At 55.6% G+C, this 25,929-nt stretch carries 23 protein-coding genes; 13 read left to right on the top strand and 10 right to left on the bottom strand.

From position 1 onward, the window contains the following. Positions 1 to 16: 16 nt before the first annotated feature. The 7 genes from tssM to ACNT1W_RS17275 form a co-directional block, all read right to left on the bottom strand. The gene (tssM, locus tag ACNT1W_RS17305; protein ID WP_419245907.1) at positions 17 to 3,655 is read right to left on the bottom strand and encodes a type VI secretion system membrane subunit TssM; all 3,639 of its coding nucleotides are present in this window, start codon (positions 3,653 to 3,655) and stop codon (positions 17 to 19) included. After that, on the bottom strand, positions 3,655 to 4,875 hold the full coding sequence (locus tag ACNT1W_RS17300) for a DotU family type VI secretion system protein (protein ID WP_419245906.1): 1,221 nt from the start codon (positions 4,873 to 4,875) through the stop codon (positions 3,655 to 3,657). Before ACNT1W_RS17300 ends, tssM begins: the two co-directional genes overlap by 1 nt. A gap of 3 nt (positions 4,876 to 4,878) precedes the next feature. Next, positions 4,879 to 6,225, bottom strand: a complete 1,347-nt coding sequence (tssK, locus tag ACNT1W_RS17295) for a type VI secretion system baseplate subunit TssK (RefSeq protein WP_012145720.1) — start codon at positions 6,223 to 6,225, stop codon at positions 4,879 to 4,881. Between the two features lie 40 nt (positions 6,226 to 6,265). Beyond that, positions 6,266 to 6,796: a type VI secretion system lipoprotein TssJ gene (gene tssJ, locus ACNT1W_RS17290; RefSeq protein ID WP_329906785.1), complete on the bottom strand. Its 531-nt coding sequence runs from the start codon at positions 6,794 to 6,796 to the stop codon at positions 6,266 to 6,268. A gap of 26 nt (positions 6,797 to 6,822) precedes the next feature. Continuing rightward, entirely contained in the window at positions 6,823 to 7,323 is a 501-nt protein-coding gene (gene tagV / locus ACNT1W_RS17285; protein WP_419245905.1) for a type VI secretion system accessory protein TagV, read from the bottom strand. A gap of 66 nt (positions 7,324 to 7,389) precedes the next feature. After that, positions 7,390 to 7,677, bottom strand: a complete 288-nt coding sequence (locus ACNT1W_RS17280) for a hypothetical protein (protein WP_129939748.1) — start codon at positions 7,675 to 7,677, stop codon at positions 7,390 to 7,392. A 757-nt stretch (positions 7,678 to 8,434) separates the two neighbouring features. Next, on the bottom strand, positions 8,435 to 9,367 hold the full coding sequence (locus ACNT1W_RS17275; protein WP_419245904.1) for a LysR family transcriptional regulator: 933 nt from the start codon (positions 9,365 to 9,367) through the stop codon (positions 8,435 to 8,437). 97 nt (positions 9,368 to 9,464) lie between these two features. Here ACNT1W_RS17275 and pcp point away from each other — a divergent pair, with 97 nt between their 5' ends. Beyond that, positions 9,465 to 10,112 carry a pyroglutamyl-peptidase I gene (pcp, locus tag ACNT1W_RS17270; protein WP_419245903.1) on the top strand — a complete coding sequence of 216 codons (648 nt, stop codon included), beginning with the start codon at positions 9,465 to 9,467 and terminating at the stop codon, positions 10,110 to 10,112. A 115-nt stretch (positions 10,113 to 10,227) separates the two neighbouring features. Here the strand turns inward: pcp and ACNT1W_RS17265 are convergent, their stop codons facing one another. The 3 genes from ACNT1W_RS17265 to ydgT form a co-directional block, all read right to left on the bottom strand. Next, positions 10,228 to 11,262 carry an NADP-dependent oxidoreductase gene (locus ACNT1W_RS17265; RefSeq protein ID WP_419245902.1) on the bottom strand — a complete coding sequence of 345 codons (1,035 nt, stop codon included), beginning with the start codon at positions 11,260 to 11,262 and terminating at the stop codon, positions 10,228 to 10,230. Positions 11,263 to 11,338: 76 nt separating this feature from the next. Next, positions 11,339 to 11,758, bottom strand: coding sequence for a universal stress protein UspC (gene uspC / locus ACNT1W_RS17260; protein ID WP_419245901.1), 420 nt, complete (start codon positions 11,756 to 11,758; stop codon positions 11,339 to 11,341). 150 nt (positions 11,759 to 11,908) lie between these two features. Next, positions 11,909 to 12,124 (bottom strand): transcription modulator YdgT, encoded by a 216-nt coding sequence (ydgT, locus tag ACNT1W_RS17255; RefSeq protein ID WP_012145712.1) that lies wholly within the window; start codon positions 12,122 to 12,124, stop codon positions 11,909 to 11,911. A 1,380-nt stretch (positions 12,125 to 13,504) separates the two neighbouring features. On the opposite strand from ydgT, the gene flhD reads away from it, so the two are divergent. The 12 genes from flhD (at position 13,505) to cheZ (ending at position 25,886) form a co-directional block, all read left to right on the top strand. Further along, positions 13,505 to 13,855 carry a flagellar transcriptional regulator FlhD gene (gene flhD / locus ACNT1W_RS17250; protein ID WP_012145711.1) on the top strand — a complete coding sequence of 117 codons (351 nt, stop codon included), beginning with the start codon at positions 13,505 to 13,507 and terminating at the stop codon, positions 13,853 to 13,855. 2 nt (positions 13,856 to 13,857) lie between these two features. Next, positions 13,858 to 14,439 (top strand): flagellar transcriptional regulator FlhC, encoded by a 582-nt coding sequence (gene flhC / locus ACNT1W_RS17245; protein ID WP_012145710.1) that lies wholly within the window; start codon positions 13,858 to 13,860, stop codon positions 14,437 to 14,439. A gap of 158 nt (positions 14,440 to 14,597) precedes the next feature. After that, the gene (gene motA / locus ACNT1W_RS17240) at positions 14,598 to 15,488 is read left to right on the top strand and encodes a flagellar motor stator protein MotA (protein WP_017893240.1); all 891 of its coding nucleotides are present in this window, start codon (positions 14,598 to 14,600) and stop codon (positions 15,486 to 15,488) included. Beyond that, positions 15,485 to 16,450 (top strand): flagellar motor protein MotB, encoded by a 966-nt coding sequence (gene motB / locus ACNT1W_RS17235; RefSeq protein WP_017893239.1) that lies wholly within the window; start codon positions 15,485 to 15,487, stop codon positions 16,448 to 16,450. Before motA ends, motB begins: the two co-directional genes overlap by 4 nt. A gap of 4 nt (positions 16,451 to 16,454) precedes the next feature. Continuing rightward, the gene (cheA, locus tag ACNT1W_RS17230) at positions 16,455 to 18,452 is read left to right on the top strand and encodes a chemotaxis protein CheA (RefSeq protein ID WP_261098047.1); all 1,998 of its coding nucleotides are present in this window, start codon (positions 16,455 to 16,457) and stop codon (positions 18,450 to 18,452) included. A gap of 32 nt (positions 18,453 to 18,484) precedes the next feature. Next, positions 18,485 to 18,985, top strand: a complete 501-nt coding sequence (cheW, locus tag ACNT1W_RS17225) for a chemotaxis protein CheW (RefSeq protein WP_012145706.1) — start codon at positions 18,485 to 18,487, stop codon at positions 18,983 to 18,985. 287 nt (positions 18,986 to 19,272) lie between these two features. Further along, positions 19,273 to 20,943 (top strand): methyl-accepting chemotaxis protein, encoded by a 1,671-nt coding sequence (locus tag ACNT1W_RS17220; RefSeq protein ID WP_012145705.1) that lies wholly within the window; start codon positions 19,273 to 19,275, stop codon positions 20,941 to 20,943. Positions 20,944 to 21,078: 135 nt separating this feature from the next. Further along, positions 21,079 to 22,704, top strand: a complete 1,626-nt coding sequence (locus ACNT1W_RS17215) for a methyl-accepting chemotaxis protein (protein ID WP_126501755.1) — start codon at positions 21,079 to 21,081, stop codon at positions 22,702 to 22,704. Positions 22,705 to 22,732: 28 nt separating this feature from the next. Beyond that, positions 22,733 to 23,605 (top strand): protein-glutamate O-methyltransferase CheR, encoded by an 873-nt coding sequence (cheR, locus tag ACNT1W_RS17210; protein WP_012145703.1) that lies wholly within the window; start codon positions 22,733 to 22,735, stop codon positions 23,603 to 23,605. After that, a complete protein-coding gene (locus ACNT1W_RS17205) occupies positions 23,605 to 24,654 on the top strand; it encodes a protein-glutamate methylesterase/protein-glutamine glutaminase (RefSeq protein ID WP_012145702.1) in 1,050 nt (349 codons plus the stop codon). Before cheR ends, ACNT1W_RS17205 begins: the two co-directional genes overlap by 1 nt. Positions 24,655 to 24,840: 186 nt before the next feature. After that, complete coding sequence (gene cheY / locus ACNT1W_RS17200) at positions 24,841 to 25,230, top strand: chemotaxis response regulator CheY (protein ID WP_012145701.1); 390 nt, start codon at positions 24,841 to 24,843, stop codon at positions 25,228 to 25,230. Between the two features lie 11 nt (positions 25,231 to 25,241). Continuing rightward, positions 25,242 to 25,886, top strand: a complete 645-nt coding sequence (gene cheZ, locus ACNT1W_RS17195; protein WP_012145700.1) for a protein phosphatase CheZ — start codon at positions 25,242 to 25,244, stop codon at positions 25,884 to 25,886. Positions 25,887 to 25,929: the final 43 nt, after the last annotated feature.

The raw sequence follows: 25,929 nt of genomic DNA, 5'->3' as shown, positions 1-25,929 counted from the left end.
ATCTTGTCCTTCGGGCCTACGGGCAGGAGAATGCCGGTAACTGGAACGGATTGCGGATACTGTTGGGGGTGAACTCCAGCGTTACGCGGTGGCCATCCAGGTTAAAGGTTGCCTGACGACCGAGGCTGCTGCTGCCGGCGGAAGTCTGCGCCATATCCACCAAACGGTTTAGCGCCCAGGGGCCGCTGGTGACCAGGCTGGCGGTGGATCCGTTGGCCAGCGCCAGCTGCAGGTGCACCTGATTGGTATTACGGGTACCCGGCCAACTGATCACCAGAGGAACCTGCGGCCCGTGGCTGTATTTGAACAGTTGCCCGTCGATATCCAGCGTCAGGTTGAGGATGTCGTTATCCATCCGTACCGGTCGAACGGTCACGCGGTAAGACGGCGTCGCGGTGCCGTTGGCGAAGAAGGCGTCACGAATGCGTTGTGCCTGCTGAAATGAACGCAGGATGCCTTCGCCACCGGGCAGCGTTTTGCCGTCTACGCCGGGAGTGAAACGCCAGTTGGCACGGGTGGTGTCGACCTTGCCCTGCAAATTGTCACGGAAGAAGCTGTCCATCAGCCCGCTGTTCGGCGCAAACATGCGCGCCAAATCGTCAGGCGTCACTTCCTGACGCGCCCGGGCGACCAGGGGATAACGCCCGGCAATCGCCTGGCGGCAGAAGCTGCCGACTTCGACGCTGATGCGTTTCTTGACGTTTTCCATCTCTTTGCGTTGCGTGTCGCTGCTGGCACCAATCGCCAACGACAGCAGCATCTGTTTGAACGGCACCGGTAAACGACCGGACTCGGCCTGCAAGCGCGGGATGATATCGCTGGGCGGTGCCGACATGCCGCTGTTGGCCGCACCCTGAACCGCGGTCAGGTAGCTGTACAACTCATCAACCTGTTTCAGCACGCTGTCGAACGGGATCGCCTTGTTGCCTTCTCCCTGACTTTGCGCCAGCTCCAGTAATGCGGCGAAATGCGCCATCACCAGTTGTTCCGGCTGGGCTGAGACATCGCCGTCGGCGTTGGCCGGTCGATGGGTGAACAGGGCTTCCAATTGGTGGTTGGCACTCTGGCTCAGCCGGTCTTCGGTTTTATCCAGCAGCGAACGGGAGTCAGCAGTGCTTTTCTCGTCGCGCAGGGTGACATTTTTGCTGACGTTAACCAGCAGGTTACGCATCGGCGAAGGGTTGCCTGACAACAAGCGTGCGCTGCTGATGCGCTGACTCAGGTTTCCGATATTGGCCAACTGAATATCACCCAGCAGTTCATCCCAGGCGTTGATAAAGTCCTGCATGTACAGTTGGCGAATGGTTTTGATCAAATCGGCGTTTTTCTGATCCGGGGTTTTGCTGTTCAGTACCCAAACATCTTCCTGACGCAGGGTATCGGTCACCGGATCAATATTGTCGTTGAAGGTTTTCCAATAGCCCCGTGAGGTATACAGGCCCGGCACCCCGTCGGTCACCGGTTTGCCGCTTTTGCGCGAAAAGGCCAGTTCGGTCTGCGGGCCGGCCAGGTCAACCAGGCTGACCGGTTTAATCTCGGTTTGCTTAAGCAGCAGGCGTTTCAGGCGGCCGTACACCCGCTGCGACAGGGGAGCACGGTTTAGCGCGGCCTGGGCCTGTTCCACCATAGGTTCATCTTTGGCGTAAGGCGAAGCTTGGATCTGTTCGTCGAGCAATTGGCTCAGGTGCCATTCAATCTGCTGCAGCTGCTTCTGGGTGCTGCCCTGCGGCAGGTTGCGTTGCAGGTTGAGCATGACCCAGGCGCGCAGGAATTTGCCGTCATACTGTTTCGGCAGATACAGCATCTGGTAGGCCTTCAGCGCTTCGTAGCTAAAATCGGCATCGCCGTGGTTGTCGTTGCGCAGCGTCGTGGCGATCTGCTGTGCCACCTGTGGCAGCAGCAACTCCTTTAGCGCTTTCTGATACAGCGAGTCGCTGGCATCACTGACCTGATCGCCACGGTACAGCCCCATGCGATAGGTGAACGGGGGATCTTCCAGCGAGAAGTTCTGACTGTCCGGCAAATGCAGCACGCTGTTGAGGAACGGCAGCAGCGAAAGCATATCGTCATTGCCCAACTGCGTCAGGCCCAGCCCCTGGCGTTCTACGCCGGGTACCTTGGCGGCCACTTCAGCCAGATAAGCCTTGTTGTTGCTGTAGCTGGTGAACCAGAAAATCGCCAGGATCGCCAGGCAGGCCGCCAGCAGGATATAGCCCGCCCAATGCACCGCGCGGTTACGGTATTCCCACCAGCGGTTGCTGCCCGCCAACCCGGACTCCTGGAAAATCACCGATTCCAGCGTGTCTTTCAGGAAGAAGCTTTGGCCCTTGCCAGCCGGGATGGGTGCGGCCGGATCCACATGGTTCCAGGCCGGGTTGGCGTGTGGTTGGCTGTTCGCCGTTGGCAATTGCAGGTAACGGTTCAGTTCGCCCATCACCCGATCGAACGGCAGACCTTCCTGGGTGCCGCTGGTGAAGTAAATACCGCGCGGGGTGAAGCGGGTTTCAAAACTGGAGGTGGCAAACACCTGTTCCAGATACTGGCCCAGCAGCGGACGCAGGGCCGCGAATTCCTGCGGGAACAGGTAGCTTTCAGCCCGCTGGCGGCCATCATGTTCAACCAACAAGGTCTCAGGCAGCGCGGCATCCAGTCGCTGCTGCAGCAAAGCATACTGTTGTTCGAAGGTGGCATTCAGATTGAAATCTGGCTGACGCGATGCCTCATAGGGGAAGGTGAACCCCCAGATTTGCTCGCGCTGCGCTTTATCAAAGCCGTTGAAATAGGCCATAAAGCCATTAAGCAGGTCGGTCTTGGTGACCAACACATAAACCGGGAAATGGATCCCCAACTGTTCATGCAGCTCAATCAGGCGTTTACGCAGCGAGCTGGCCTGCGCGGCGCGGGCTTCGCTACTTTCGCTCAACAAATCGGCGATGCTGATGGTCACCATCACGCCGTTGATCGGCTGACGGGTACGGTATTTTTTCAGCAGGCCGACGAAGCTTTTCCACTCGTCGGCATCTTCCTCGCGCTGGCTTTCCTGAGTGGTATAACGACCCGCGGTATCAAGCAGCACGGCGTCATTGGTGAACCACCAGTCGCAGTTACGGGTACCGCCCACACCGCGCAGGGCAGACTTGCCGAAGCGATCTGCCAGCGGAAAATGCAGGCCGGAGTTGACCAGCGCGGTGGTTTTACCGGCACCCGGCGCACCGATGATCACATACCACGGCAGTTGGTAGAGATATTGGCTGCTGAAGTGGGTCATCCAGCGGTGTTTGCTGTCCCCCTGACCCGGTGCGAAGCGGGCTTTCTTCAACAATTGCGCCGCTTCATCAAAGCGCTGGGCCAGCTGCTCATCCTGTTTGGCTACCGGCTTGCCGTTTTCAGCCGGGACTTCTTCGGCGGCACGCAGGTTACTCAGCAGGCGGCGGTTGAACCAGGCACTGTAGATGCGTGGAATAATGCGGCACAGGAACCAGATCAGATAGATAGCGCCGATGGTTAACTGGCGGTTGAGTGCCGGCTCCAGCGGCCGATAATCGCCGATAGCCACCAACGGGCCGATCATCCAGATGATGAACGCCAGCGCAGTAATGCCGGCAAAGCCCCATAACAGGCGGCTGGTGATGATGGAGAATAACGTACTGAGCATTACTTTCCGTTTCCTTGCGGCAAGCCGTTGATTTCCGCCTGGGTATTTTCTGGCGCAACCAACAGCGTAATTTCTACCCGGCGATTCAGCGCGCGGTTCACTTTGCTATTGTTCGGTGCGACCGGGTTGCTTTCACCGCGGCCTTCCGCCTTCACCCGTTGCGGGTTGTCGAGGTGTTTCTGCAGTTGGGCGCTGACCGCGTCGGCGCGTGCCAGCGACAACTCCCAGTTGGAAGCGAAGCGTGCGCTGCGGATCGGCAGATTATCGCTGTAGCCGGTGACCAGGATCTTGCCGCTGACGCCGTTCATCGCCGCGGCAATGCGGTCAATGACCGGGATATAGTTGCCGCGCACCGTCGTTGCGGCGGAGTCGAACAGGCCATCCCCTTTCAGGATCACCACGCTCTGCTGAGCTTCGTCACGCACCACCACCAGACCTTCGGCAATTTCTTTGCGCAGGAAGCTTTTCAGGCTCAGCGTCGGTGGTGCCGCCGGTGCCGGATTGCTGATGGCAACCTGTGGCAGGTTGGTCTGATAAATAGCTGCCAGCACCGGACTGGTGCTGTCGCCCAGCCGCCAGTTGAGGCCGATAAACAGCAACGACGCCAGAAAACCGGTCAGTGCTACGCAGGCCCATAATGGCACCAGAGGGCGCCACAATTTTTGCTGTACCGGCAGATCCAGTGCGTTGGGGGACAGTGGCGGGGCGTAACCGCCGCGTACCGAGCGGATCAGTTGCAGCAGACGTTGCTTCATGGTTTCCAACTGCGAGCGGCCGTTCTCCATCACTCGATAGCGGCCTTCGAACCCCAGCAGCAGGCAGAAGTTAATCAGTTCCAGCAGTTGGATGTGTTCGCGTGGGCTTTGCGACAGCTTGGCCAGCAGTTGGAAGAACTTCTCTCCGCCCCAGGTTTCGTTGTGGAAAGTCACCAACAGTCCGCTGCCGGACCAGACGCTGCTGCTGCCCCAGGGCGTTAGCGCGGCGGCTTCGTCCAGCGCGGTACACAGGCAATAACGTGCGCCGATAATCACTTCATACGGCAGGTTGGAGCGCTGACCCTGGAGTTCGAAGTGGCGAACTTTATCGATCAGTTGCTGGCGCAGCTGCGCCGGATTGGCGTGGGTGGCCGATTGGCGGATTTGCGAAATGGCGTTCAGCAAAGGGTTCGCGGCTTCTACCAACGGGTTGCCTGCCGGCGTTATGTTATTTTCCTGAGTCATAGGTTACCGGTCCGTATGGCTGCGAATCGCCCAGAATTCCATATCCAGACCCGGGAAGTCGCCGGCCAGGTGCAGAGCGAAGGCGCTGGATTTTTCCATCTGCTTCCACAGGTCACTGCCTTTTTCCAATTCGAAATAGGTATAACCCGCGTGATAGGGGATTTGGCGTGGTGCCGCCGGCATGGTGCGCAGCCCGATGCCTGGCAGTTGCAACTGCACCAGATCGCGAATACGCGTTACCGGGGCAATCTTCATTTGCGCCGGGAAGTGAGTCAGCAGCACTTCGGCGGCGACATCGGCACGTACCGCCAGCACGAAACCGAAGTCGCGCATCATTTTGGTGTCTTGTACGGTGGCAATGTTCAGGCCATGCGAGCGTTCGACCAGCGTCAGTTGGATGGCGTTGTCTTCCAGCACCACCGACAGCCCCTGGCGCAGCAACAGCATCAATTTGCCGAAACACAGCGCCAGGTTGTCATGGTCGTACACCGGTAGCCGGGCTTCCGGTGTGCGCTGCGCCGAGAAACTGGCTAGCTCGGTGGCGAACTGCAGCCAGTCGGCGAACAGGCGTTCCGGGTGCAGGTGATCGAGATGGTAAGCGTGGCTCACCTGGCCGAGATGGCGGTTAATCAGTTGCAACAGCATGAAATCGACCATCTCGGAACTGCCGCCGCGCCCCGGTTGCAGCAGGCGCTGACTCATCTGCTGGCTACGCTGTTGCAGCAGGCCTTGCAGATCGTTGATAAAGGTTTTCAGCACCGGGCTTCCCTGACAGTTCAGCATCGGCGGAATTTGCACCTGATCGAGACGCAGGCTGGCGTCACCGCGTTTTTCCAGCACCCGGGTTACGCCGAGGGCTGTCCATTCGGCATTGAGTTCGCTTTCCAACATCAGACGCAGACGCAACTGACCAAACTGCAATGCCGCGCTGCCGACCGAAACGGCGTTCAGGTCGTCGACTTCGTTTTCATAGGCCAGATAACGCGCCAGCGCGTCCGGTGCTTCCTGAAAAATCACGTCTTCACGGCCCGCGCGGTAGGTTGGCAATGCCAGAACCACGTTTTCGCCGGTCTTGTTTTCGGCAATGGCCAGCGGAGCAGGCGCCTGTTGGGCGCCGGAAAAACGAAAGGGCGTGCCGTCCGGCATGATGCCACTGGCAGCGTTAAGCGCAATTTTGCCCTGACGCAGCAAGGTTTGATCCAAATCCAGCTGGAGGAAGCCCCAAAAATAACCCTGGTGGGCCTGGCCCCAATTACGCATGTAGTTTTCGAGATAGTTTTCCGCCTGCTGGAAATGATGAGGGCGCAAAAACATCCCTTCAGTCCAGACGACCTTATGAGCATCTTTCATCGTCACACCTATAGTTACTTCGCTTGGCCCTGGCTGCAGGTCAGTCGGGATCTTTCACGGAGTGCAGGCCATTAATGCCTGCCACAATGTGGGCTTCCAGCTCATCCGGTGAGAATTGCCACACCTTGTAGAAATTGGTCTCGGTCGGTTCCGGTAGCGGCAGTGAAATGCGCCAGGCTTTGCCATCGAGGTTCTGATATTCGGCGATGATGCCGATATAACGAGTTTCGAGCGTGCTTTGGCCGCCGAGTTTCTTGCCCCTTTGGCCCGGGGTCAGGAAGAATTGGTCGCTGTCCAGCAGGCTGGCGCCGAGCACGCTTTTGGCATCGCTCTGCAGGCTGAAGAAGTCAGCGTCCATAAATTCCGCATCGGAACGTAGCAGCAGTACCCGAATCTTTATCGGTGCCGGTCGTTGGCCTGCCGAGGCGTTCACCTGGCTGTCGGCATCGAAGACCAGGCTATAACGCGAGGGCACGCTCTTGGCAGAAGACATGCAGCCGTTGAGCACCAATGCGCCCAACAGCAGGAACACTATCCCGCACCAGCGGGAGGTGGTGGGTGTTGTTATCATGGTGAGTCTCGTCAACCAGGGGGAAACTACTGGAGGATCCAGGTGGCAGAACCGCTGTCTTTACAGGCTTTGCTGTCACCGCCGACTTTCACGCAGTCCTGCCGGGTAGCACGATTACGACGCGGTAAATCTTTACGCAGCGTCGATTTGTAGCGCGAAACCGGTACGCCGGCGTTGGCCTGGATGTAGCCCATCAGGTTTCCACCTTCGGCCTCGGTGATCGCCAGCCAATTGTTTTCGACTTCCCCCAGCACATAAAACGCGGCGGCATTGTCCAGGCTGCCGACGGCGCTGCCGCTGTAACCCGGGCTACTCATGATGCTGGCCGCATACAGGCTGCGGTATTCCTTGCCGATAGGTTTGAACTGTTGCGGAGCCTTGATGGCTGCGCGGTGCTGAAGTTTTACGCCGTCCACTTCACTGCTGATCATGGCGTTGATATCGAGAGCCGGCGGCGGCGGTGGCGGGGTGGAACAACCGGCAAGCGTCAGGGCGGTTAGCAGCGTTAGGGCAATCCGTGTTTTCACAATATCCTCTTTGATCTTTTTATGGGCAGAAATGACATGAAGGGCTGTGTAATAAAAACGTCTATTTCAGGGGGCAAACAGCAATATCTCTGACCGACTGGGCGCGGTGTAGATGCCCAATGCAGTCGTGGAGTTTTGCAGATGGAGATTGGCTTTGAGAATGACGGGCTGAGGACGCCACTGTGTAAGCCGTAGCTCCTCGCTGGCGAGTTGCCGTAGTTCAGGCTCAGGGCGCAGACGCGGGGAAACCCCCATGTCGGTTTGCACCAAAATGGAGACATCCGGGTGATGTTGTTCCTGCCGGTGGCAAGAACGATAAGGCACGCTTGGACGCAATGTTTTTATGAGTTTCATTGTGTGTGTCAGGCTTCCTGTAGATATCAGCGAACAGTTGGCTGCATCGCTCAAAAACAATCCCGTTTTTCGGTTTAATAGATATCAGGCTACTTCACAATCTTGATGTTTTGGCTGCTTGTACGTCGTGGTTTTGTAGGGGCGGTGGTCAGGTTTTCAAGACTCAAAAATCCCAGTGAATCTCCCCTCCCGGAAGGTTCTTAAACCGTGGCTAAACAGGGTTGAGGGAATTGAGTAATGATAAGTTAATTCGTACTATCCATGGCTTTAGGCATGGCTACCGCACGAGAGTTGACGCGCGATCCCGATAGCGTATTTGTCACGATTTGAGACATGGTCTGACGAAAAATTTAACAAAGTTTACATATAAACAGAGAGTCTGCAGTCTACAATAGCCCTGAAAATTTGCAAAATAACCTTCTGGATCAATGTTTAATTCGTTAGCTTACTCACGTTTTGTTTTTAATGCATATAAAACATGGTGTTATGTTTAATTGGTTTTTGTGTGTGCCTTTAGTGGGTCATTGGTAATACCATGAAATAATTATGTAACACTTAAGCCAATGTACTTAAATAACAACTATTTTTTAACGAAAAAAAAGTGACAGGCTGTTTTATGTGCTTACCATTTGCAGGGTAAAGATGATCACATATATAAATAAGCGGAATGTAATTTAGGAGGATTCCTATTTGTCTGGACGCGAAGCCACTCGCGCTGGGGCGCCTGGCTTGGTTGTTAAAACAGCAGAGTGGATGATTAACGGTGAAAAGAAGGAAGATTTAGCTGGCTGAGAGTGTCGCATAACCATGCCAGCGCAGGATCGCGTTTAACCTGTCGGCCGGCGACACATTCGATAGGGAAGGCAGGCATAGCCAATTCACTGGGGAGCGGCAGGAACTGAATTCGTGAAGGATCGGCAAATTGCCGGGCAACGCTGGTGGCAAGGGTGGCTATCAGATCGCTACCCGCCACCACGGCAGGCAGCGCGACAATATGTGAAAACGTCGCGGCGACCCGCCGCGCCAGCCCCATTTCAGTCAACCTCTGATCGATGATCCCGCGTGCTGAACCGTCGTCCGACGGTGCATAAAGCGCATGGGGCAGGCCAATGTATTGCTGCAAACTCCAGCTTTCGGCCGCTATCTGTGGGTGATGTCGGCTGGCGATACAGGTGAAACTCTCGTTAAATAACGGCTGCACCAGCATGCCTTCCGGCACTTCAAGATGCCCGCCGAGGGCGACATCTATCTCTCCACGTTCAAGCTGTTGCACCACCGTGCGCCGATCCAGCCGTGATACGCGGATATCAATACCGGGCGCCGCCTGACGCAGCCGACTGATGATGGTGGGTAACAGTGTGATATCCGCATAATCACCGGCTGCCAGCCTAAAACGGCGCTGGCTGGCCGTTGCCGGATCGAAACGGGTCGGCGGCGTTAATGCCTGATGGATCTGTTCCAACACCGGTTGTATCTGCAGCATCAGTTGGTGAGCACGGGCGGTGGGCAGCATGCCGCCGCCGCTGCGAACGAACAATGGATCGTCAAACAGGGTACGAAGTCGGGCCAGCGCATTACTTACCGAGGGTTGAGCGCGGTTCAGGCGTTGGCCGGCGACGGTGACATTACGCGTTTGGTACAACGCCTCAAACACCACCAGAAGATTGAGATCGACGTTGGATAAATTCATATTATGAATACTCTATATACAGATAATCCATTTCCAGAATCATACCGCGTTGTTTAGGCTGAGAGCACGCTGATTCAATAACAACATAGGTGTGGCGATGGACAGGGTATTAGTGACGGGTATAGAGCCGTTTGACGGCGACGCGATTAATCCTTCATGGCAGGTCGCGCAAGCTCTGGCCGGGGAACAGGTGGCGGGTGCGGAGGTGGTGGTACGTCAATTGGCTTGCGTGCTGGGTTTGTCCAGCCAGCAGCTCATTGCCGCGATTGAAGAGTTGCGCCCAAAGGTGGTTATCTGTCTGGGGCTGGCGGGTGGGCGCGGTGAAATCTCCATTGAGCGGGTGGCCATCAACCTGATCGATGCCCGTATTCCTGATAATGCCGGTAAACAACCGATAGATATACCGGTAGTGGAGGGCGGCCCGGTGGGCTATTTTTCCACGCTGCCGGTGAAGGCGATTGTGCATCATCTGCGTCAGTCAGGCATTCCGGCTGTGGTTTCGCATACGGCGGGGACCTACAACTGCAACCAGCTTTTTTATGGCCTGAGTCACCATATCGCCAGCCATAATTTGGCGATCAAGGGCGGTTTTATCCATATTCCCTACAGCCATGAGCTGGCGGTCAATCATCCGGGAAAACCAAGTATGGCATTAGCGACGATGATCGCGGCGGTGCGCAGTATTGTGCATACCGCGCTGACGGTGGGGGAAGATTTAACCATCACCGGGGGAGCGCTGCATTGAGGTGCCGGTAAAGTGTTCAGTGTTTCATGGTAGGGGCGCCGCATGCTGCGTCCGCCGGCATCATCGATGAGTTAAATCGGGTCGAACTCATTTTCGACCCGTAGCAGTTTTAGCGTTATTCGTCGCCGACGCGGATCACCAGCTTGCCGAAGTTCTTGCCGTGCAGCAGGCCGATCAACGCCTGTGGCGCATTCTCCAGTCCGTCGACCAGATCTTCGCGGAATTTGATTTTCCCTTGCTCGACCCACTCGCCCATCTGCTGCAGGAATTCGCCAAAGCCTTCTGCATAGTCATCAAAAATAATGAAGCCCTGCATGCGGATGCGTTTACGCAGAATCAGCCCCTGCAGCATCGGCAGGCGATCCGGGCCGGCAGGCAAGTCGGTGGCGTTGTAGTGGGCGATAATGCCGCACACCGGAATACGCGCCTGGGTATTGAGCAGCGGGATCACCGCATCAAACACCGCACCGCCGACGTTCTCGTAGTAAATGTCGATACCTTGCGGGCAGGCTGCGGCCAGCTGCTCGGCAAAATCAGGCGCCCGGTGATCGACACAGGCATCAAAGCCCAGCTCTTCTACCACATAGCGGCATTTCTCTTTACCGCCGGCCACGCCGACCACGCGGCAACCCTTCAGTTTGGCGACCTGTCCGACGACCGATCCGACGGCGCCGCTGGCGGCAGCAACCACCAGGGTTTCACCGGGTTTCGGCTGACCAATATCCAACAGGCCCATATAGGCGGTGAAGCCCGGCATGCCCAGGACGCCGAGCAGGCGGGAAGGGTGTTTCTGGTCCGGACCGAGATTACGCAAGCCACTGCCGTCAGATAAAGCATAATCCTGCCAGCCGTCATAGCCCAACACCCAGTCACCGGGTTTGAAGTCGGGATGCTGTGACGTAACAACACGCGATACCGTGCCGCCAACCATCACTTCACCGATCTCTACCGGTGGCGCGTAAGAAGGGGCATCGCTCATCCGGCCGCGCATGTAGGGATCCAGTGACAGATAGACGGTACGTAACAGTACCTGGCCAGCAGCTGGTTGCGGCGTCGCCACTTTTTCCAGGCGGAAATTGTCTGCGGTAGGCTCACCATGCGGGCGTGAGGCAAGTAAAAAACGGCGGTTGTGTTGCATAGACTGGGACATCAGACATTCCTTATGCGGATGGAATCCCAAGTCTAGTCAATCATTGACCAGAGGAAATAGCCGAATGTGCTCAGCGTTAAAGAGGTATGATCAGTACGTCGATATGACTGGTATTGATAAAGCGTGCTGCAGAGCAGGAAACCTTGTTCATCATGCTGTCGCTATGATTGCCGCAAACCACCAGATCATAGGTCTGCCGCTGGCTGGCGTAGTTGAGGCTGTCACCCAACTCGCCGTGGACGATCAGCGTATCGGCTATTGGATAATCGGCCCGCAGGCGTAATTCTTCCATAAACAACAGAGTTTCCTCCTCCATTAAGGCACGCAGATCGCCCAACATCGGCCCGGCGAAGTTATTGTACATTTCTGGATTGGCGATCATGCTCAGCAGGGTGATTTTGCCGTTGTAGGGGCGCACGATGGAGACGGCTTTTTCAACCAGGCGATGGCTGTCTGCCGCTACGGCGACGGTAACCAAAACGTTTTGATATCCCATCTTCCACTCCTGTTTCCTGTTGTTAGGGTAAAAGGGTAGAACCTGGCGAAACTAATAAATGTGTTTTGTATCACGCGCGTCAATAAATCATGGGGCATTGCCGTTATTTAGCAATAAAAGATCAACAGACACGCGCGCGTAATAAAAAAATTATAGCACCTGCGCCCACAGAGTTTTTGGTACCTTGCCCAAGTCGAACAGTTTTCCGGCAACCAGCTCGGCACGACGGTGATCGGCAGCACGGTACATGTTGCTGATTTCAATATCATTATCAATGGAATAATTGAGCTTGTCGTACACCTTTTCCACGCTGTCCAAACTGGTGCATTTGCGGAATGTCATCAGGTAATCCAGGGTATCGGTCATGATTAAAATATAGCCTGTTAAGAGTTGTTGTCGGACGAAGAAACATCACCCTGTCATCATGACAGCAGCAAAAGTGTGATGTGCGACCTGAAAAATTAATTTCAAATAAATAAATTTCAATACGGTAATAAATGGCTGCGCGCAAGTTGACCCTGCGCTGCAAATAATAATATGCCCGTGGATTGTCGGCAATGCCTGGCTGTCGATCGGCATACAAAATAGGGAAAGTCTCAGGCTTAAAAAGTCCGGGCGGCAAGGCGGGCGGGCGCCTTTCCCCCGACTTGTGCAAATGCGACATGCCTTGCTCTTGGGATCACAGAGGAGGGGGGATGCCAACCCGAGCTTTTTCATTCCCATTAGTGCCAACCTGACAACTCTTCTTCAGCATGAGTGAGCGACTGCCTGGCTGCAACGTGAAATCTACTGGGTATATATGAAACCCGTATAAAATAAAACGAAACTACGTTTTATTTTATACGGGGGTTTTTAATGACCGATAAACATGAAGTGAGGTTTCAATCATTTTTAACTAACGATAAAAAATGATTAAAGTTTTAATTAATACCGCCGATAAATCGTTTTGAGATAATTTTAGCCAAAAAACATCCGAAACCTGCCGCTTTCATTCCCATGATCATGAAACATATGGTTACCTCTGCTTTCTTGTTCACAACCTCAACGAGACATTGTTAACCTGATTGGATCATTAGCTGAAAATTAAAACAGCCAATGACTCGAATTTTAAGTCAAATCCGAAACCCTAAAACCATATAGTTTACGTGAGTTACTTTTCAATGCGGATAGTTTATTCGTCGGAAAATGGTTATTTATACTGTCTTTATCGGCTACGAGCAGATTTTTGTTCTGTTATTTTAGTTTGGTTATGCTTTTGTTCGAATTGATCTAAAAACGATATTTTTTTGGCTTATATACATTGTTTTTTAGACGTTTTTTTACCTGTGGTGATTTTGCGAACAAAAATAAGGTCAAAAAAAACACTATAAATGCGATATTTGGCTTAATTATTTTTTATTTTTGTGACGCAGATCACATTGTATTTAAAATTGCCTCTCACTTACATTGTGTGTGCTAATGGTTCGGGGGTAGAGTTGCGCTGCATTAGGAATAATCTTATTAATTTTGTAAAAATAGTTTCACGGTGATTAAACACTGCTGAAGCAAAATGCTGTACATCCATACACGTTGGTTTACGCACGTATCAAATACTGAATGACGGTCCGAATTTAGTGATGTTGAAAAATTTATAACGGTCGTTATTCAGGGATTCATTTGCCAATTTAGGGAACAAACCCAGGTCACGGGCGATAAAAATTATCACCCAGCGTATGTTTTTAAACATAGTCTGTCGGGATGGGGAATATGGGTACGTCTGAATTACTTAAGCATATTTATGACATCAATTTGTCATATTTACTTTTAGCACAGCGTCTGATTAATGATGAAAAAGCATCGGCAATGTTCCGTCTGGGGATCGACGAGACCATGGCTGATGCGCTCGCTCAACTCACGTTGCCACAAATGGTCAAACTGGCTGAGACCAACCAGTTGGTCTGCCAATTCCGTTTTAACGATCACCAGACGATCGAGCGCCTGACGAAAGAGTCGCGCGTGGACGATCTGCAGCAAATCCATACCGGCATTTTGCTATCAAGCCACTTACTGCAAGAACTATCGGCTAAAGACGGTAGTGCGACGAAGAAAAGAGCTTGAAGATGGCAGAGAAAAGTATTGTTCAGGAAGCCAAGGACATTCAGCTGGCAATGGAGCTGATCACGCTGGGCGCCCGTTTGCAGATGCTGGAAAGTGAAACTCAGCTCAGCCGTGGGCGTTTGATCAAGTTGTATAAGGAGTTGCGCGGCAGTCCGCCGCCGAAAGGGATGTTGCCGTTCTCGACCGACTGGTTTATGACCTGGGAACAGAACATCCATTCATCGATGTTTTATAACGCCTACAGTTTCCTGATGAAGAGTGGGCACTGCACTGGCGTTGAGGCGGTGATTAAAGCCTATCGTTTGTATCTGGAACAGTGTCCGCACCAACCGGGAGAACCGCCGTTGTTGGCGTTGACCCGTGCCTGGACACTGGTGCGTTTCGTCGATAGCGGTATGCTGCAGCTCTCGGCCTGCAACTGCTGTGGCGGCACTTTTATCACCCACGCGCACCAGCCGTTGAACAGTTTTGTATGCAGTTTATGCCAGCCCCCATCCCGCGCAGTAAAAAGACGTAAACTTTCGCCGCAACTGGCCGATATTATTCCTCAACTGCTGGACGAGCAGGTTAAACGCGCGATTTGAGCCGGCGACAGCGCCGGTTTATCCAGGCTTAAATCGATTTGTGACACGCAAGGTTCGGCATACCGAACCCATCGACGCAGCCCAGACTGCTGCGTCGGTGCGTCTCAAACGCGCGCTTATCCCACCTTCCATCCACATTGTTAATTTAAGGAATGCGTGTGCTAGTTATTTTGGGTTATCTCGTGGTATTGGGTGCGGTCTTTGGGGGCTACCTGATTGTGGGGGGCCATCTGGGCGCGCTTTATCAGCCGGCAGAATTTTTGATTATCGGCGGCGCGGGTATCGGCGCTTTTATCGTGGGAAACAACGGTAAGGCGATAAAATCCACGCTGCGTGCCATTCCCAAGCTGATGCGTCGTTCGAAATACAGTAAAGATTTATATATGGACCTGATGGCGCTGCTCTTCCTGCTGCTGGCCAAATCTCGTCAGCAGGGCATGCTGTCCCTCGAGTTCGATATTGATAATCCGCAAGAAAGTGAAATTTTCTCTAATTATCCGCGCATTCTTGCCGATAACACCCTAGTGGAGTTTATTACCGATTACTTACGGCTGATGGTGAGCGGCAACATGAATGCGTTTGAGATCGAAGCGTTGATGGACGAAGAGATCGAAACCTTTGAACAGGAAAGCGAAGTCCCGGCAGGCAGCCTGGCGATGGTCGGTGATTCGTTGCCGGCTTTCGGCATTGTTGCGGCGGTGATGGGGGTGGTGCATGCGCTGGCCTCGGCCGATCGCCCGGCGGCCGAGTTGGGGGCGTTGATCGCCAACGCCATGGTCGGTACCTTCCTCGGTATTTTGCTGGCCTACGGTTTTATCTCGCCGTTGGCCACCCTGCTGCGGCAGAAAAGCGCTGAAAACGTCAAAATGATGCAGTGCATCAAGGTCACTTTACTGTCCAGCCTGAATGGTTACGCACCGCAGATTGCCGTCGAATTTGGCCGTAAAACCCTGTACACCACCGAGCGTCCGTCCTTCGTCGAGCTGGAAGAACATGTGCGCCGGGTGAAAGCGCCGGCACAGCAGGCGACGGAAGAAGAACAGGCATGAAGCAGAATCACCCGGTTGTTTTGGTCAGAAAACGCAAGTCGCATCAGGCCGGTCATCATGGCGGCTCCTGGAAGATTGCCTACGCCGATTTTATGACGGCGATGATGGCGTTCTTCCTGGTGATGTGGCTGCTGGCGATCGCCAGTCCGCAGGAACTGACGCAAATTGCCGAATACTTCCGCACGCCGCTAAAAGTGGCGCTGACCAGTGGCGACAAGAGCAGCTCGGAAAGCAGCCCGATCCCCGGCGGTGGCGATGACCCGACTCAGCAAGACGGACTGGTGAAAAGGCAGATTGATACGCTGGAGAAGCGCGACGAGGAACTGCGCTTGAACAAGCTGCGGGAAAAACTCGATGAGCTGATTGAGTCCGATCCACGGTTGAAAGCGCTGCGTCCGCATCTGCTGATCAACATGATGGATGAAGGTCTGCGCATTCAGATCATCGATAGTCAGAACCGCCCGATGTTCAAAACCGGCAGTGCGCAGGTTGAAAGCTATATGCGTGACATCCTGCGGGCGATTGCCCCGATCCTCAATGATCTGCCGAATAAAATCAGCCTGTCCGGCCACACCGACGACATTCCTTACGCCACGGGAGAGCGGGGTTATAGCAACTGGGAGCTTTCGGCCGATCGCGCCAATGCTTCCCGGCGTGAGCTGATTGCCGGTGGGCTGTCGGAAGGGAAGGTGCTGCGGGTGGTGGGCATGGCTGCCACCATGAGCCTGAAACAGCACGGCGCCGATGACGCCATCAACCGCCGCATCACCGTGCTGGTGCTGAACAAGCAAACCCAGCAGGGCATTGAACACGAAAATGGCGAAAGCAACGCAATCGAGGTCGCTCAGCCGGTCGAACTAAAATCGCTGGCCCCGGCGGCGACGGCTCCGGCCACCCTCATTGCACCGGAGCAGCCGGCGGCTGACCCAGTACCGACTAACAGCGACTCACAGCAGAGGTGATCCCGTGAGCATGGATATTAGTGCGTTTTATCAGACCTTTTTTGATGAAGCAGACGAGTTGCTGGCCGATATGGAGCAACACCTGCTGGAGTTGGATCCACTGGCACCGGACATTGAGCCGCTGAACGCCATTTTCCGCGCAGCGCACTCTATAAAGGGCGGGGCGGCTACCTTTGGTTTTACGGTACTGCAGGAAACCACCCATCTGCTGGAGAACCTGCTCGATGGTGCGCGGCGTCAGGAAATGAGCCTGAGCACCGAGATTATCAACCTGTTTCTGGAAACCAAAGACATTATGCAGGAGCAACTGGACGCCTATAAGACGTCACAAAAACCTGACGCCGACAGTTTTGAATACATCTGCCAGGCGTTGCGGCAGCTGGCGTTGGACGCACAGCAACAGGATGCCCCCGCAGCGCATCCGGCCACGGAACATGCCGTCGCGGTACCTGCGGCGATCGAAGGCGGGATGCGAATTTGCCTGAGTGGCCTCAAATCCAGCGAAGTCCCGCTGATGCTCGAAGAGCTGGGGAATCTGGGCGAGGTGAAAAACCCGCAGCAGACCGAAAACAGTCTGGAAGTGACGCTGCTGACCTCCGCCAGCGAAGATGACATCAGCGCGGTGCTCTGTTTTGTGCTGGAACCGGAGCAAATCAGCTTCGCTACGCCGTCGCAGGCCGAAGTCGCGCCTGCCGCACCGCTACAGTCAGCGCCTGTCGTCGCCGCACCATCAGCGCCTGCCGCCGCGACAGCACCGGTGGTCAAACCGGCACCTGCGGCTGTCGAAGTCGCCAAACCACGGGCCAAGGCCAGCGAATCCACCAGTATCCGCGTCGCGGTAGAGAAAGTGGACCAGTTAATTAATCTGGTCGGTGAGCTGGTGATCACCCAATCGATGCTGGCGCAGCGTTCGGGCAGCCTGGATCCGGTGAATCACGGCGACCTGCTCAACAGCATGAGCCAGTTGGAACGCAATGCGCGTGACCTGCAAGAGTCGGTGATGTCGATTCGTATGATGCCGATGGAGTACGTGTTCAGCCGCTTCCCGCGGTTGGTGCGCGATCTGGCCGGCAAACTGAATAAACAGGTGGAGTTGCAGCTGCAGGGCAGTTCGACCGAACTGGACAAGAGCCTGATCGAACGCATCATCGACCCCTTGACCCACCTGGTGCGCAACAGCCTGGATCACGGTATTGAAGATCCCGATACGCGCGTCGCCGCCGGCAAATCGGCGGTGGGTAATCTGATCCTGTCGGCGGAACACCAGGGCGGCAATATCTGCATCGAGGTGACCGACGACGGCGCCGGTCTGAACCGCGAGAAAATTCTCGCTAAGGCGGCCTCGCAGGGGCTGGCGGTCAGTGACAGCATGAGCGATGAAGACGTCGGTATGTTGATCTTTGCTCCGGGCTTTTCCACTGCCGAACAGGTCACCGATGTGTCCGGGCGTGGCGTCGGCATGGACGTGGTGAAGCGAAATATTCAGGAGATGGGTGGGCATGTAGAAATCCATTCTCAGGCAGGCAAGGGGACCGCGATCCGCATCCTGCTGCCGTTGACGCTGGCGATCCTCGACGGTATGTCGGTCAAGGTGAACGACGAAGTGTTTATTCTGCCGCTCAACGCGGTGATGGAATCACTGCAGCCGCAGGCCGAAGACCTGCATCCATTGGCCGGTGGCGAGCGAGTGTTGCAGGTGCGCGGTGAATATCTGCCGCTGGTGGAACTGTTCCGGGTGTTCGAAGTGGCAGGCGCCAAAACCGATGCCACTCAGGGCATTGTGGTGATCCTGCAAAGTGCCGGTCGTCGCTATGCGTTGCTGGTAGATCAATTGGTCGGTCAGCATCAGGTCGTGGTGAAGAATCTGGAAAGCAACTATCGCAAAGTGCCGGGGATTTCCGCCGCCACTATTCTCGGCGATGGCAGCGTGGCGCTGATTGTCGATGTCTCGGCGCTGCAAACGCTGAACCGTGAACAGCGTCAGACCGACGCGGCCGCATAATAATTAATCTATTGATTTGAAGGGTGAATGACATGGCAGGACTGGCAACCGTCAGCAAACTGGCTGGCGAAACGGTAGGGCAAGAATTCCTGATTTTTACCTTGGGCAATGAGGAATATGGCATTGATATCCTCAAGGTGCAGGAGATCCGCGGATACGATCAGGTTACCCGCATCGCCAACACTCCGGCCTTTATCAAGGGCGTCACCAACCTGCGCGGCGTGATTGTGCCGATTATCGACCTGCGGGTGAAGTTTGCTCAGCAGGATGTGTCTTACGATGAAAACACCGTGGTGATCGTGCTGAACTTTGGCCAACGGGTGGTGGGTATTGTGGTTGACGGCGTATCCGACGTGCTGTCGCTGACCACCGAGCAGATCCGTCCGGCACCGGAATTTGCCGTGACGCTGGCGACCGAATACCTGACCGGCCTGGGTTCGTTGGGTGACCGTATGCTGATTCTGGTGGATATCGAAAAGCTGCTGAGCAGCGAAGAGATGTCCCTGGTCGACAGCGTGGCGAAAAGCGCCTGATCCGCCGATAGCATTCAGCGTAGGGGCGCTGTATACCGCGCCTTTAAGGCGGCTAACATTGCCCGTTATTAGGGAGAGCGTGCCGAAGGGGTCGTAGCAGCTTTAGCTGCCGGAGCCGCCCCTCGGTGCGCTAGGCCCGGGTATCTCAGGCTCAAAGGCAACCTTTGCATCAAAACCCTACATAAAAATAGTTACCTCCCCGCATAAAGTTCTTCCCCGCTGCGCCGATAACTCTGTCAGTCAACGTAATCAGGGCCTGTCCGCGCGGGCGTTTATCAAGGGAAAACATGTTTAATCGTATGAAGGTGGTCACCAGCCTGTTACTGGTGCTGGTGTTATTTGGCGCCTTGCAGCTGGTTTCAGGCGGGCTCTTCTTCTCCTCACTGAAGAATGATAAAGAAAACTTCACCGTATTGCAGACCATTCGTCAGCAACAATCCGAGCTGAACGAAAGCTGGGTCAATCTGCTGCAGGCGCGCAACACGCTAAACCGTGCCGGTATCCGCCACATGATGGATACCAATAATATTGGCAGCGGTGCTACCGTCGCCGAGCTGCTGGCGCGAGCCAAAAGCAACCTGGTGGTGGCGGAACAACACTATGCCGCCTATGACAAAATCCCTCTCAATGCCCGCCAGGACTTGCAGTCGGCCGAAAAGCTCAAACAGCAATACGGCATTCTTCACGGTGCCTTGACCGAACTGACGGTGTTACTGGGCGAGGGCAAAATCAACGCCTTCTTTGACCAGCCGACGCAAAGCTATCAGGACGCGTTCGAAGATATCTACAACACCTATCTGGCGCAAAACGACAAGCTTTACCAGAGCGCAGTGGAAGACAGTAACCACTCCTTCAACTTCGCTATCTGGACGCTGGCGGTGGTGCTGTTGACGGTACTGGCAGTGATTGTTCTGGTGTGGAGCGGTATTCATCACATTCTGGTGCGTCCGCTGAATCGCATGATCGAACACATCAAAATGATTGCCGCCGGCGATTTAACCCAGCCGATCGCAGTGACCAGCCGCAATGAAATGGGCGTACTGGCCGCCAGCCTCAAGCATATGCAAAACGAACTGATCGACACCGTTAGCGGTGTGCGTCAGGGGGCCGACGCTATTTATAGCGGCGCATCTGAAATTGCCGCCGGCAACAACGACCTCTCTTCACGTACTGAACAGCAGGCCGCCTCGCTGGAGGAAACCGCTGCCAGCATGGAGCAACTGACCGCTACGGTGAAACAGAACGCCGAAAATGCTCGTCAGGCCAGCCAACTGGCGTTGAGCGCCTCCGAAACCGCGCAGAAAGGCGGCAAGGTGGTAGCCAATGTGGTGCAAACCATGCATGACATCGCCGGTAGTTCGCAGAAAATTGCCGACATTACCGGCGTGATCGACGGTATTGCCTTCCAGACCAACATCCTGGCATTGAACGCGGCGGTAGAAGCGGCACGCGCCGGTGAACAGGGCCGTGGTTTTGCGGTGGTAGCAGGCGAAGTGCGCAATCTGGCACAGCGCAGTGCCCAGGCGGCGAAGGAAATCAAAGGATTGATCGAAGACTCCGTCAATCGCGTCGATATGGGCTCGGTACTGGTAGAAAGCGCCGGTGAAACCATGGGCGATATCGTCAATGCCGTCACCCGCGTTACCGACATCATGGGTGAGATTGCCTCGGCGTCCGACGAACAAAGCCGTGGTATCGATCAGGTCGGCCAGGCGGTAGCGGAAATGGACCGCGTCACCCAGCAGAACGCCTCGTTGGTGGAAGAGTCCGCGTCTGCTGCTGCGGCGCTGGAAGAGCAGGCCAGCATGCTGACCCAATCCGTGGCGGTATTCCGTCTGAAAGCGGCAGGCCAGGACGAATTCAAAATGCCCGTCAGCAGCAAGGCAACAGTGACCCCGGTACTCAATCATAAAAAAATGAACGCCAGCGATCCGCAGGATAACTGGGAAACGTTCTAACCGGCATTGGGCCTCCTGCCTTTCAGGGGGAGGCCGATTCCCCGTTGGCCGATTGGCTCAAGGCAGGAGAAAACCCGTTTCCCCGCCTGGCCAGAAATCTGAGCTGGCCACCGGCCGGCTGCAAGGAGGTTCACAGTGTTTAACCGAATCCGCGTCTCTACCAGTCTGTTTCTGTTGTTGATGACTTTTTGTGTTATGCAGTTGGCCACCAGCGGCCTGTCGTACACCGCTTTTCGTTCCGATAATCACAACCTGAATCTGATCACCCTCGGCAGCCAGCAGCGCGATGCCCTCAGCCTGAGCTGGGTATCGCTGTTACAGGCTCGCAATACGCTCAATCGCGCCGGAACCCGCGCGGCGCTCAAGCTGCCGCAGGATCAGGTCAATGCGCTGATGGGCAACGCGCGTAGTTCACTGCAAAAAGCCGACCTCTATTTCAACCAGTTCCTGGCGGTACCGCGTAACAGCGAACAGGAACAACAGCTGACGGCAACCACCAAGGCCAGCTATGACCGGCTGCGCAATACCCTGCGCGAGCTGATTGGCTTCCTGGAGAACGATAACCTGCAGGCGTTTATGGACCAGCCGACGCAGAAAACCCAGGACCTGTTTGAAGCCGATTTTGTCCAGTATCTGCAACTGGTGAGCGCCAACGTCAGTGAAGCCAATGCGGCGAATCAACGCTCCTTCACCCTGTCCGGCTGGCTGGTGGCCGGTGCGGTACTGATGCTGATCGTAGTCACCGGCAGTGCCATGTGGTGGCTGCGTAACATGTTGGTACGGCCGCTGAATATCATGCGCAGTCATTTTGACCGCATTGCCGCCGGCGATCTGGCCACGCCGATCCAGGTGTATGGCCGTAACGAAATCAGTCAATTGTTCGCCAGCCTGCAGCGTATGCAGCAGTCACTGATTGGCACCGTGGGTGCGGTACGCGACGGGGCGGAATCGATCCTGATTGGCCTGCAGGAAATTTCCGAGGGCAATAACGATCTTTCTTCCCGTACCGAGCAGCAGGCGGCCTCGCTGGAGGAAACCGCTGCCAGCATGGAGCAGTTGACCGCCACGGTGAAACAGAATGCCGATAATGCACGCCAGGCTTCACAACTGGCGCGTGACGCCTCCACCACCGCGGCCAAGGGCGGCGAGCTGGCGGGCGACGTTGTCACCACCATGCACGACATTGCCAACAGTTCGCAGAAGATTGGCGCCATTACCAGCGTGATCGACGGCATTGCCTTCCAGACCAATATCCTGGCGTTGAACGCGGCGGTTGAAGCGGCGCGTGCCGGTGAGCAGGGCAGAGGTTTTGCGGTGGTGGCCGGTGAAGTACGCAATCTGGCGCAGCGAAGTGCGCAGGCGGCGAAAGAAATCAAAGGCCTGATCGACGAGTCGGTCAGCCGCGTCAAGCAAGGGTCGGTGCTGGTGGAAAACTCCGGTGCCACCATGCAGGACATCGTGCGTTCGGTCACCCGGGTGACCGACATTATGGGAGAGATCGCCTCGGCGTCTGATGAGCAGAGCCGCGGCATCGAACAGGTGACGCAGGCGGTCACCCAGATGGATCAGGTTACACAACAAAATGCCGCATTGGTGGAGGAAGCGGCCTCGGCGGCCGTCGCGCTGGAAGAACAGGCGATTACCCTGGCCGACGCGGTGTCGGTATTCCGCCTGGCGGACGATAACTTCACCGCCCCGGCCAACTCTCAAAACGCAGTTTCACCCGTGGTAAAGGAAGCCCCAGATTGTCAAACCGCATAAGCAGCCCGTTTTTATTGAGTGAGATGGTATGAAGCCGGCACCCTCGACCCCTAACCGAGACCCTGCGACCTTATTGACGCAGATGGTACAGCGTCTGCCGTTGCTGGATGTGCATTTCCGCCGCATCAGCCAGCTGATTTACCAGCGCGCCGGTATCGTGCTGGCAGAGCACAAACGCGAGATGGTTTACAACCGTTTGGTACGACGTCTGCGACTGTTGGGCCTGAACGATTTTGGTGACTATCTGGCGCTATTGGAAAGCGATCCGAACAGCGCCGAATGGCAGGCGTTTATCAATGCGCTGACCACCAACCTGACGGCTTTTTTCCGCGAAGCGCATCACTTCCCGATCCTGGCGGAGCATGCGCGTCAGCGGCCTAACGGTTATTGCGTGTGGAGCACTGCGGCATCGACCGGCGAAGAGCCTTATTCGATCGCCATCACGCTCAGTGAAGTGCTGGGGCAACGCGCTACCGGTTGCCAGGTGTGGGCCAGCGACATCGATACTCAGGTGCTGGAAAAGGCCGAAGCGGGCGTTTATCGCCAGGAAGACTTACGCACCCTGACGCCGACGCAGATGCAGCGTTATTTCCTGCGCGGCACCGGGCCGCATCAGGGGTTGGTGCGGGTGCGGCCGGAACTGGCGGGGCGGGTGAACTTTCAGTCGCTCAATCTGTTGGCCCCTGAATGGGCACTGCCGGGGCAATTTGACGCCATTTTCTGTCGCAACGTGATGATCTATTTCGACAAGGCGACACAGGAGCGCATTCTGCGTCGCTTCGTGCCCTTGCTTAAACCTGGGGGCCTGATGTTTGCCGGTCATTCAGAGAACTTCAGCCAGATCAGCCGGGATTTCTACTTGCGTGGGCAGACCGTGTATGGCCTGACCAAGGAGAGGTAATGAATAAAATCAGAGTATTGTGCGTGGACGACTCGGCCCTGATGCGGCAGTTGATGACCGAAATCGTCAACAGTCACCCCGATATGGAAATGGTGGCGAGCGCGCCGGATCCGCTGGTCGCACGCGATCTGATCAAAAAATTTAACCCACAGGTGCTGACGCTGGACGTCGAAATGCCGCGCATGGATGGCCTCGATTTCCTTGAGAAACTGATGCGTCTGCGGCCGATGCCGGTGGTGATGGTGTCGTCACTGACGGGCAAGGGTTCAGAAATTACGCTGCGTGCTCTGGAGCTGGGGGCGGTCGATTTCGTCACCAAACCGCAGTTGGGTATTCGTGAAGGCATGCTGGCCTACAGCGAACTGATTGCCGAAAAAATCCGCACGGCGGCCAAGGCACGGTTACCACAGCGCTCCAGCAGCCCGGCCCCGGCGATCCTCAGTCATGCACCGCTGTTGAGCAGTGAAAAACTGATCGCCATCGGCGCCTCTACCGGTGGTACCGAAGCGATCCGTCAGGTGCTGCAGCCGTTGCCGGCCACCAGTCCGGCGCTGTTGATTACCCAGCACATGCCGCCGGGCTTTACCCGTTCGTTTGCCGAACGACTGAACAAACTGTGCCAGATCACGGTGAAAGAGGCCGAAGACGGCGAACGCGTGCTGCCGGGCCATGCCTATATCGCACCGGGCGATCGCCATCTGGAGTTGTCCCGCAGCGGAGCGAATTACCAGGTGAAACTGCACGATGGCCCGGCGGTCAATCGCCACCGGCCTTCGGTGGACGTGCTGTTCCGCTCGGTCGCGCAGTACGCCGGACGCAATGCCGTGGGCGTGATCCTGACCGGCATGGGCAATGACGGCGCGATGGGCATGCTGGAAATGCATCGCGCCGGGGCTTATACCCTGGCGCAGAACGAAGCCAGTTGCGTGGTATTCGGTATGCCGCGCGAGGCGATTGCTACCGGTGGCGTCAATGAAGTGGTGGAGCTGGAGCGCATGAGCCAACGCATGCTGGCGCAAATTGCCGGTGGCCAGGCATTACGTATTTAATTTTATGTTGCCGCCCGATGGTGTTATGCCAATCAGAAAAGCAAAGTGCTGTAAATTTGTACGATGTTGCTTGAGTGAAAGTCACCCTCTCCCAAGGGAGAGGGGACTATTACACCTTAACTGAAGAGCATGACCCAAACGGCGGCAGTTGTTTTGCATCTTTAACGGTTAAACCTTGGAGTAAAAATGGCAGACAAGAGCCTCAAGTTTCTGGTGGTCGATGATTTTTCCACTATGCGTCGCATCGTCAGAAACTTGCTGAAAGAGTTGGGATTCAACAACGTTGAAGAAGCCGAGGACGGCGCGGACGCACTGAACAAACTTCGTGCCGGTGATTTCGACTTTGTGGTCTCCGACTGGAACATGCCGAACATGGACGGTCTAGAGCTGTTGCAAACCATTCGTGCCGACGGCGCGTTGGCGAGCATGCCGGTATTGATGGTCACGGCGGAAGCCAAGAAAGAAAACATTATCGCGGCGGCGCAGGCCGGTGCCAGCGGTTACGTGGTGAAACCTTTTACGGCGGCAACGCTGGAAGAAAAGCTCAACAAGATCTTTGAAAAACTGGGCATGTAAGGAGAGGGGCGATGAGAGACATTCCAATGCCTGCCAGCGATGCGGCAACCGCGGGAGAGATTATCTCCCGCATTGGCCAACTGACGCGCATGTTGCGCGACAGCATGCGCGAACTGGGGCTTGATCAGGCGATCGCCCAGGCGGCAGAGGCAATCCCGGATGCACGCGATCGTCTGGATTACGTGGTCACCATGACGGCGCAGGCAGCGGAACGGGCGTTGAACTGTGTGGAAGCCGCGCAACCGCGTCAGGCGTCGCTGGAATCAGAGGCCAAGGCGTTAAAAGGCCGCTGGGACGACTGGTTCGCCGATCCGATTGAGCTGGACGATGCGCGTGAACTGGTCACCGACACCCGTCAATACCTGGAGCAGGTGCCGGAGCATACGTCATTCACCAATGCCCAGTTGCTGGAAATCATGATGGCACAGGACTTCCAGGACCTGACCGGTCAGGTGATCAAACGCATGATGGACGTGGTGCAGGAGATTGAAAAGCAGTTGCTGATGGTGCTGATGGAAAATATCCCTGAACAGCCGGCGAAAGAGAAAAAGCCAAACGACAACCTGCTTAATGGCCCGCAGCTCGACCAGAACGGTGCCGGTGTGATCGCCAACCAGGCGCAGGTGGACGACCTGCTCGACAGCCTGGGTTTCTGAGGTTCTCTGGGGCGCGGCTTTGCTGCGTCCCAGGTATCAGAAA

This window comes from Serratia sp. NFX21 (assembly GCF_048517035.1).
GTDB classification, from domain to species: domain Bacteria; phylum Pseudomonadota; class Gammaproteobacteria; order Enterobacterales; family Enterobacteriaceae; genus Serratia; species Serratia quinivorans.
The sequence above is the reverse complement of the archived record's forward strand: the minus strand, read 5'-3'. Positions and strand labels throughout refer to the sequence as shown.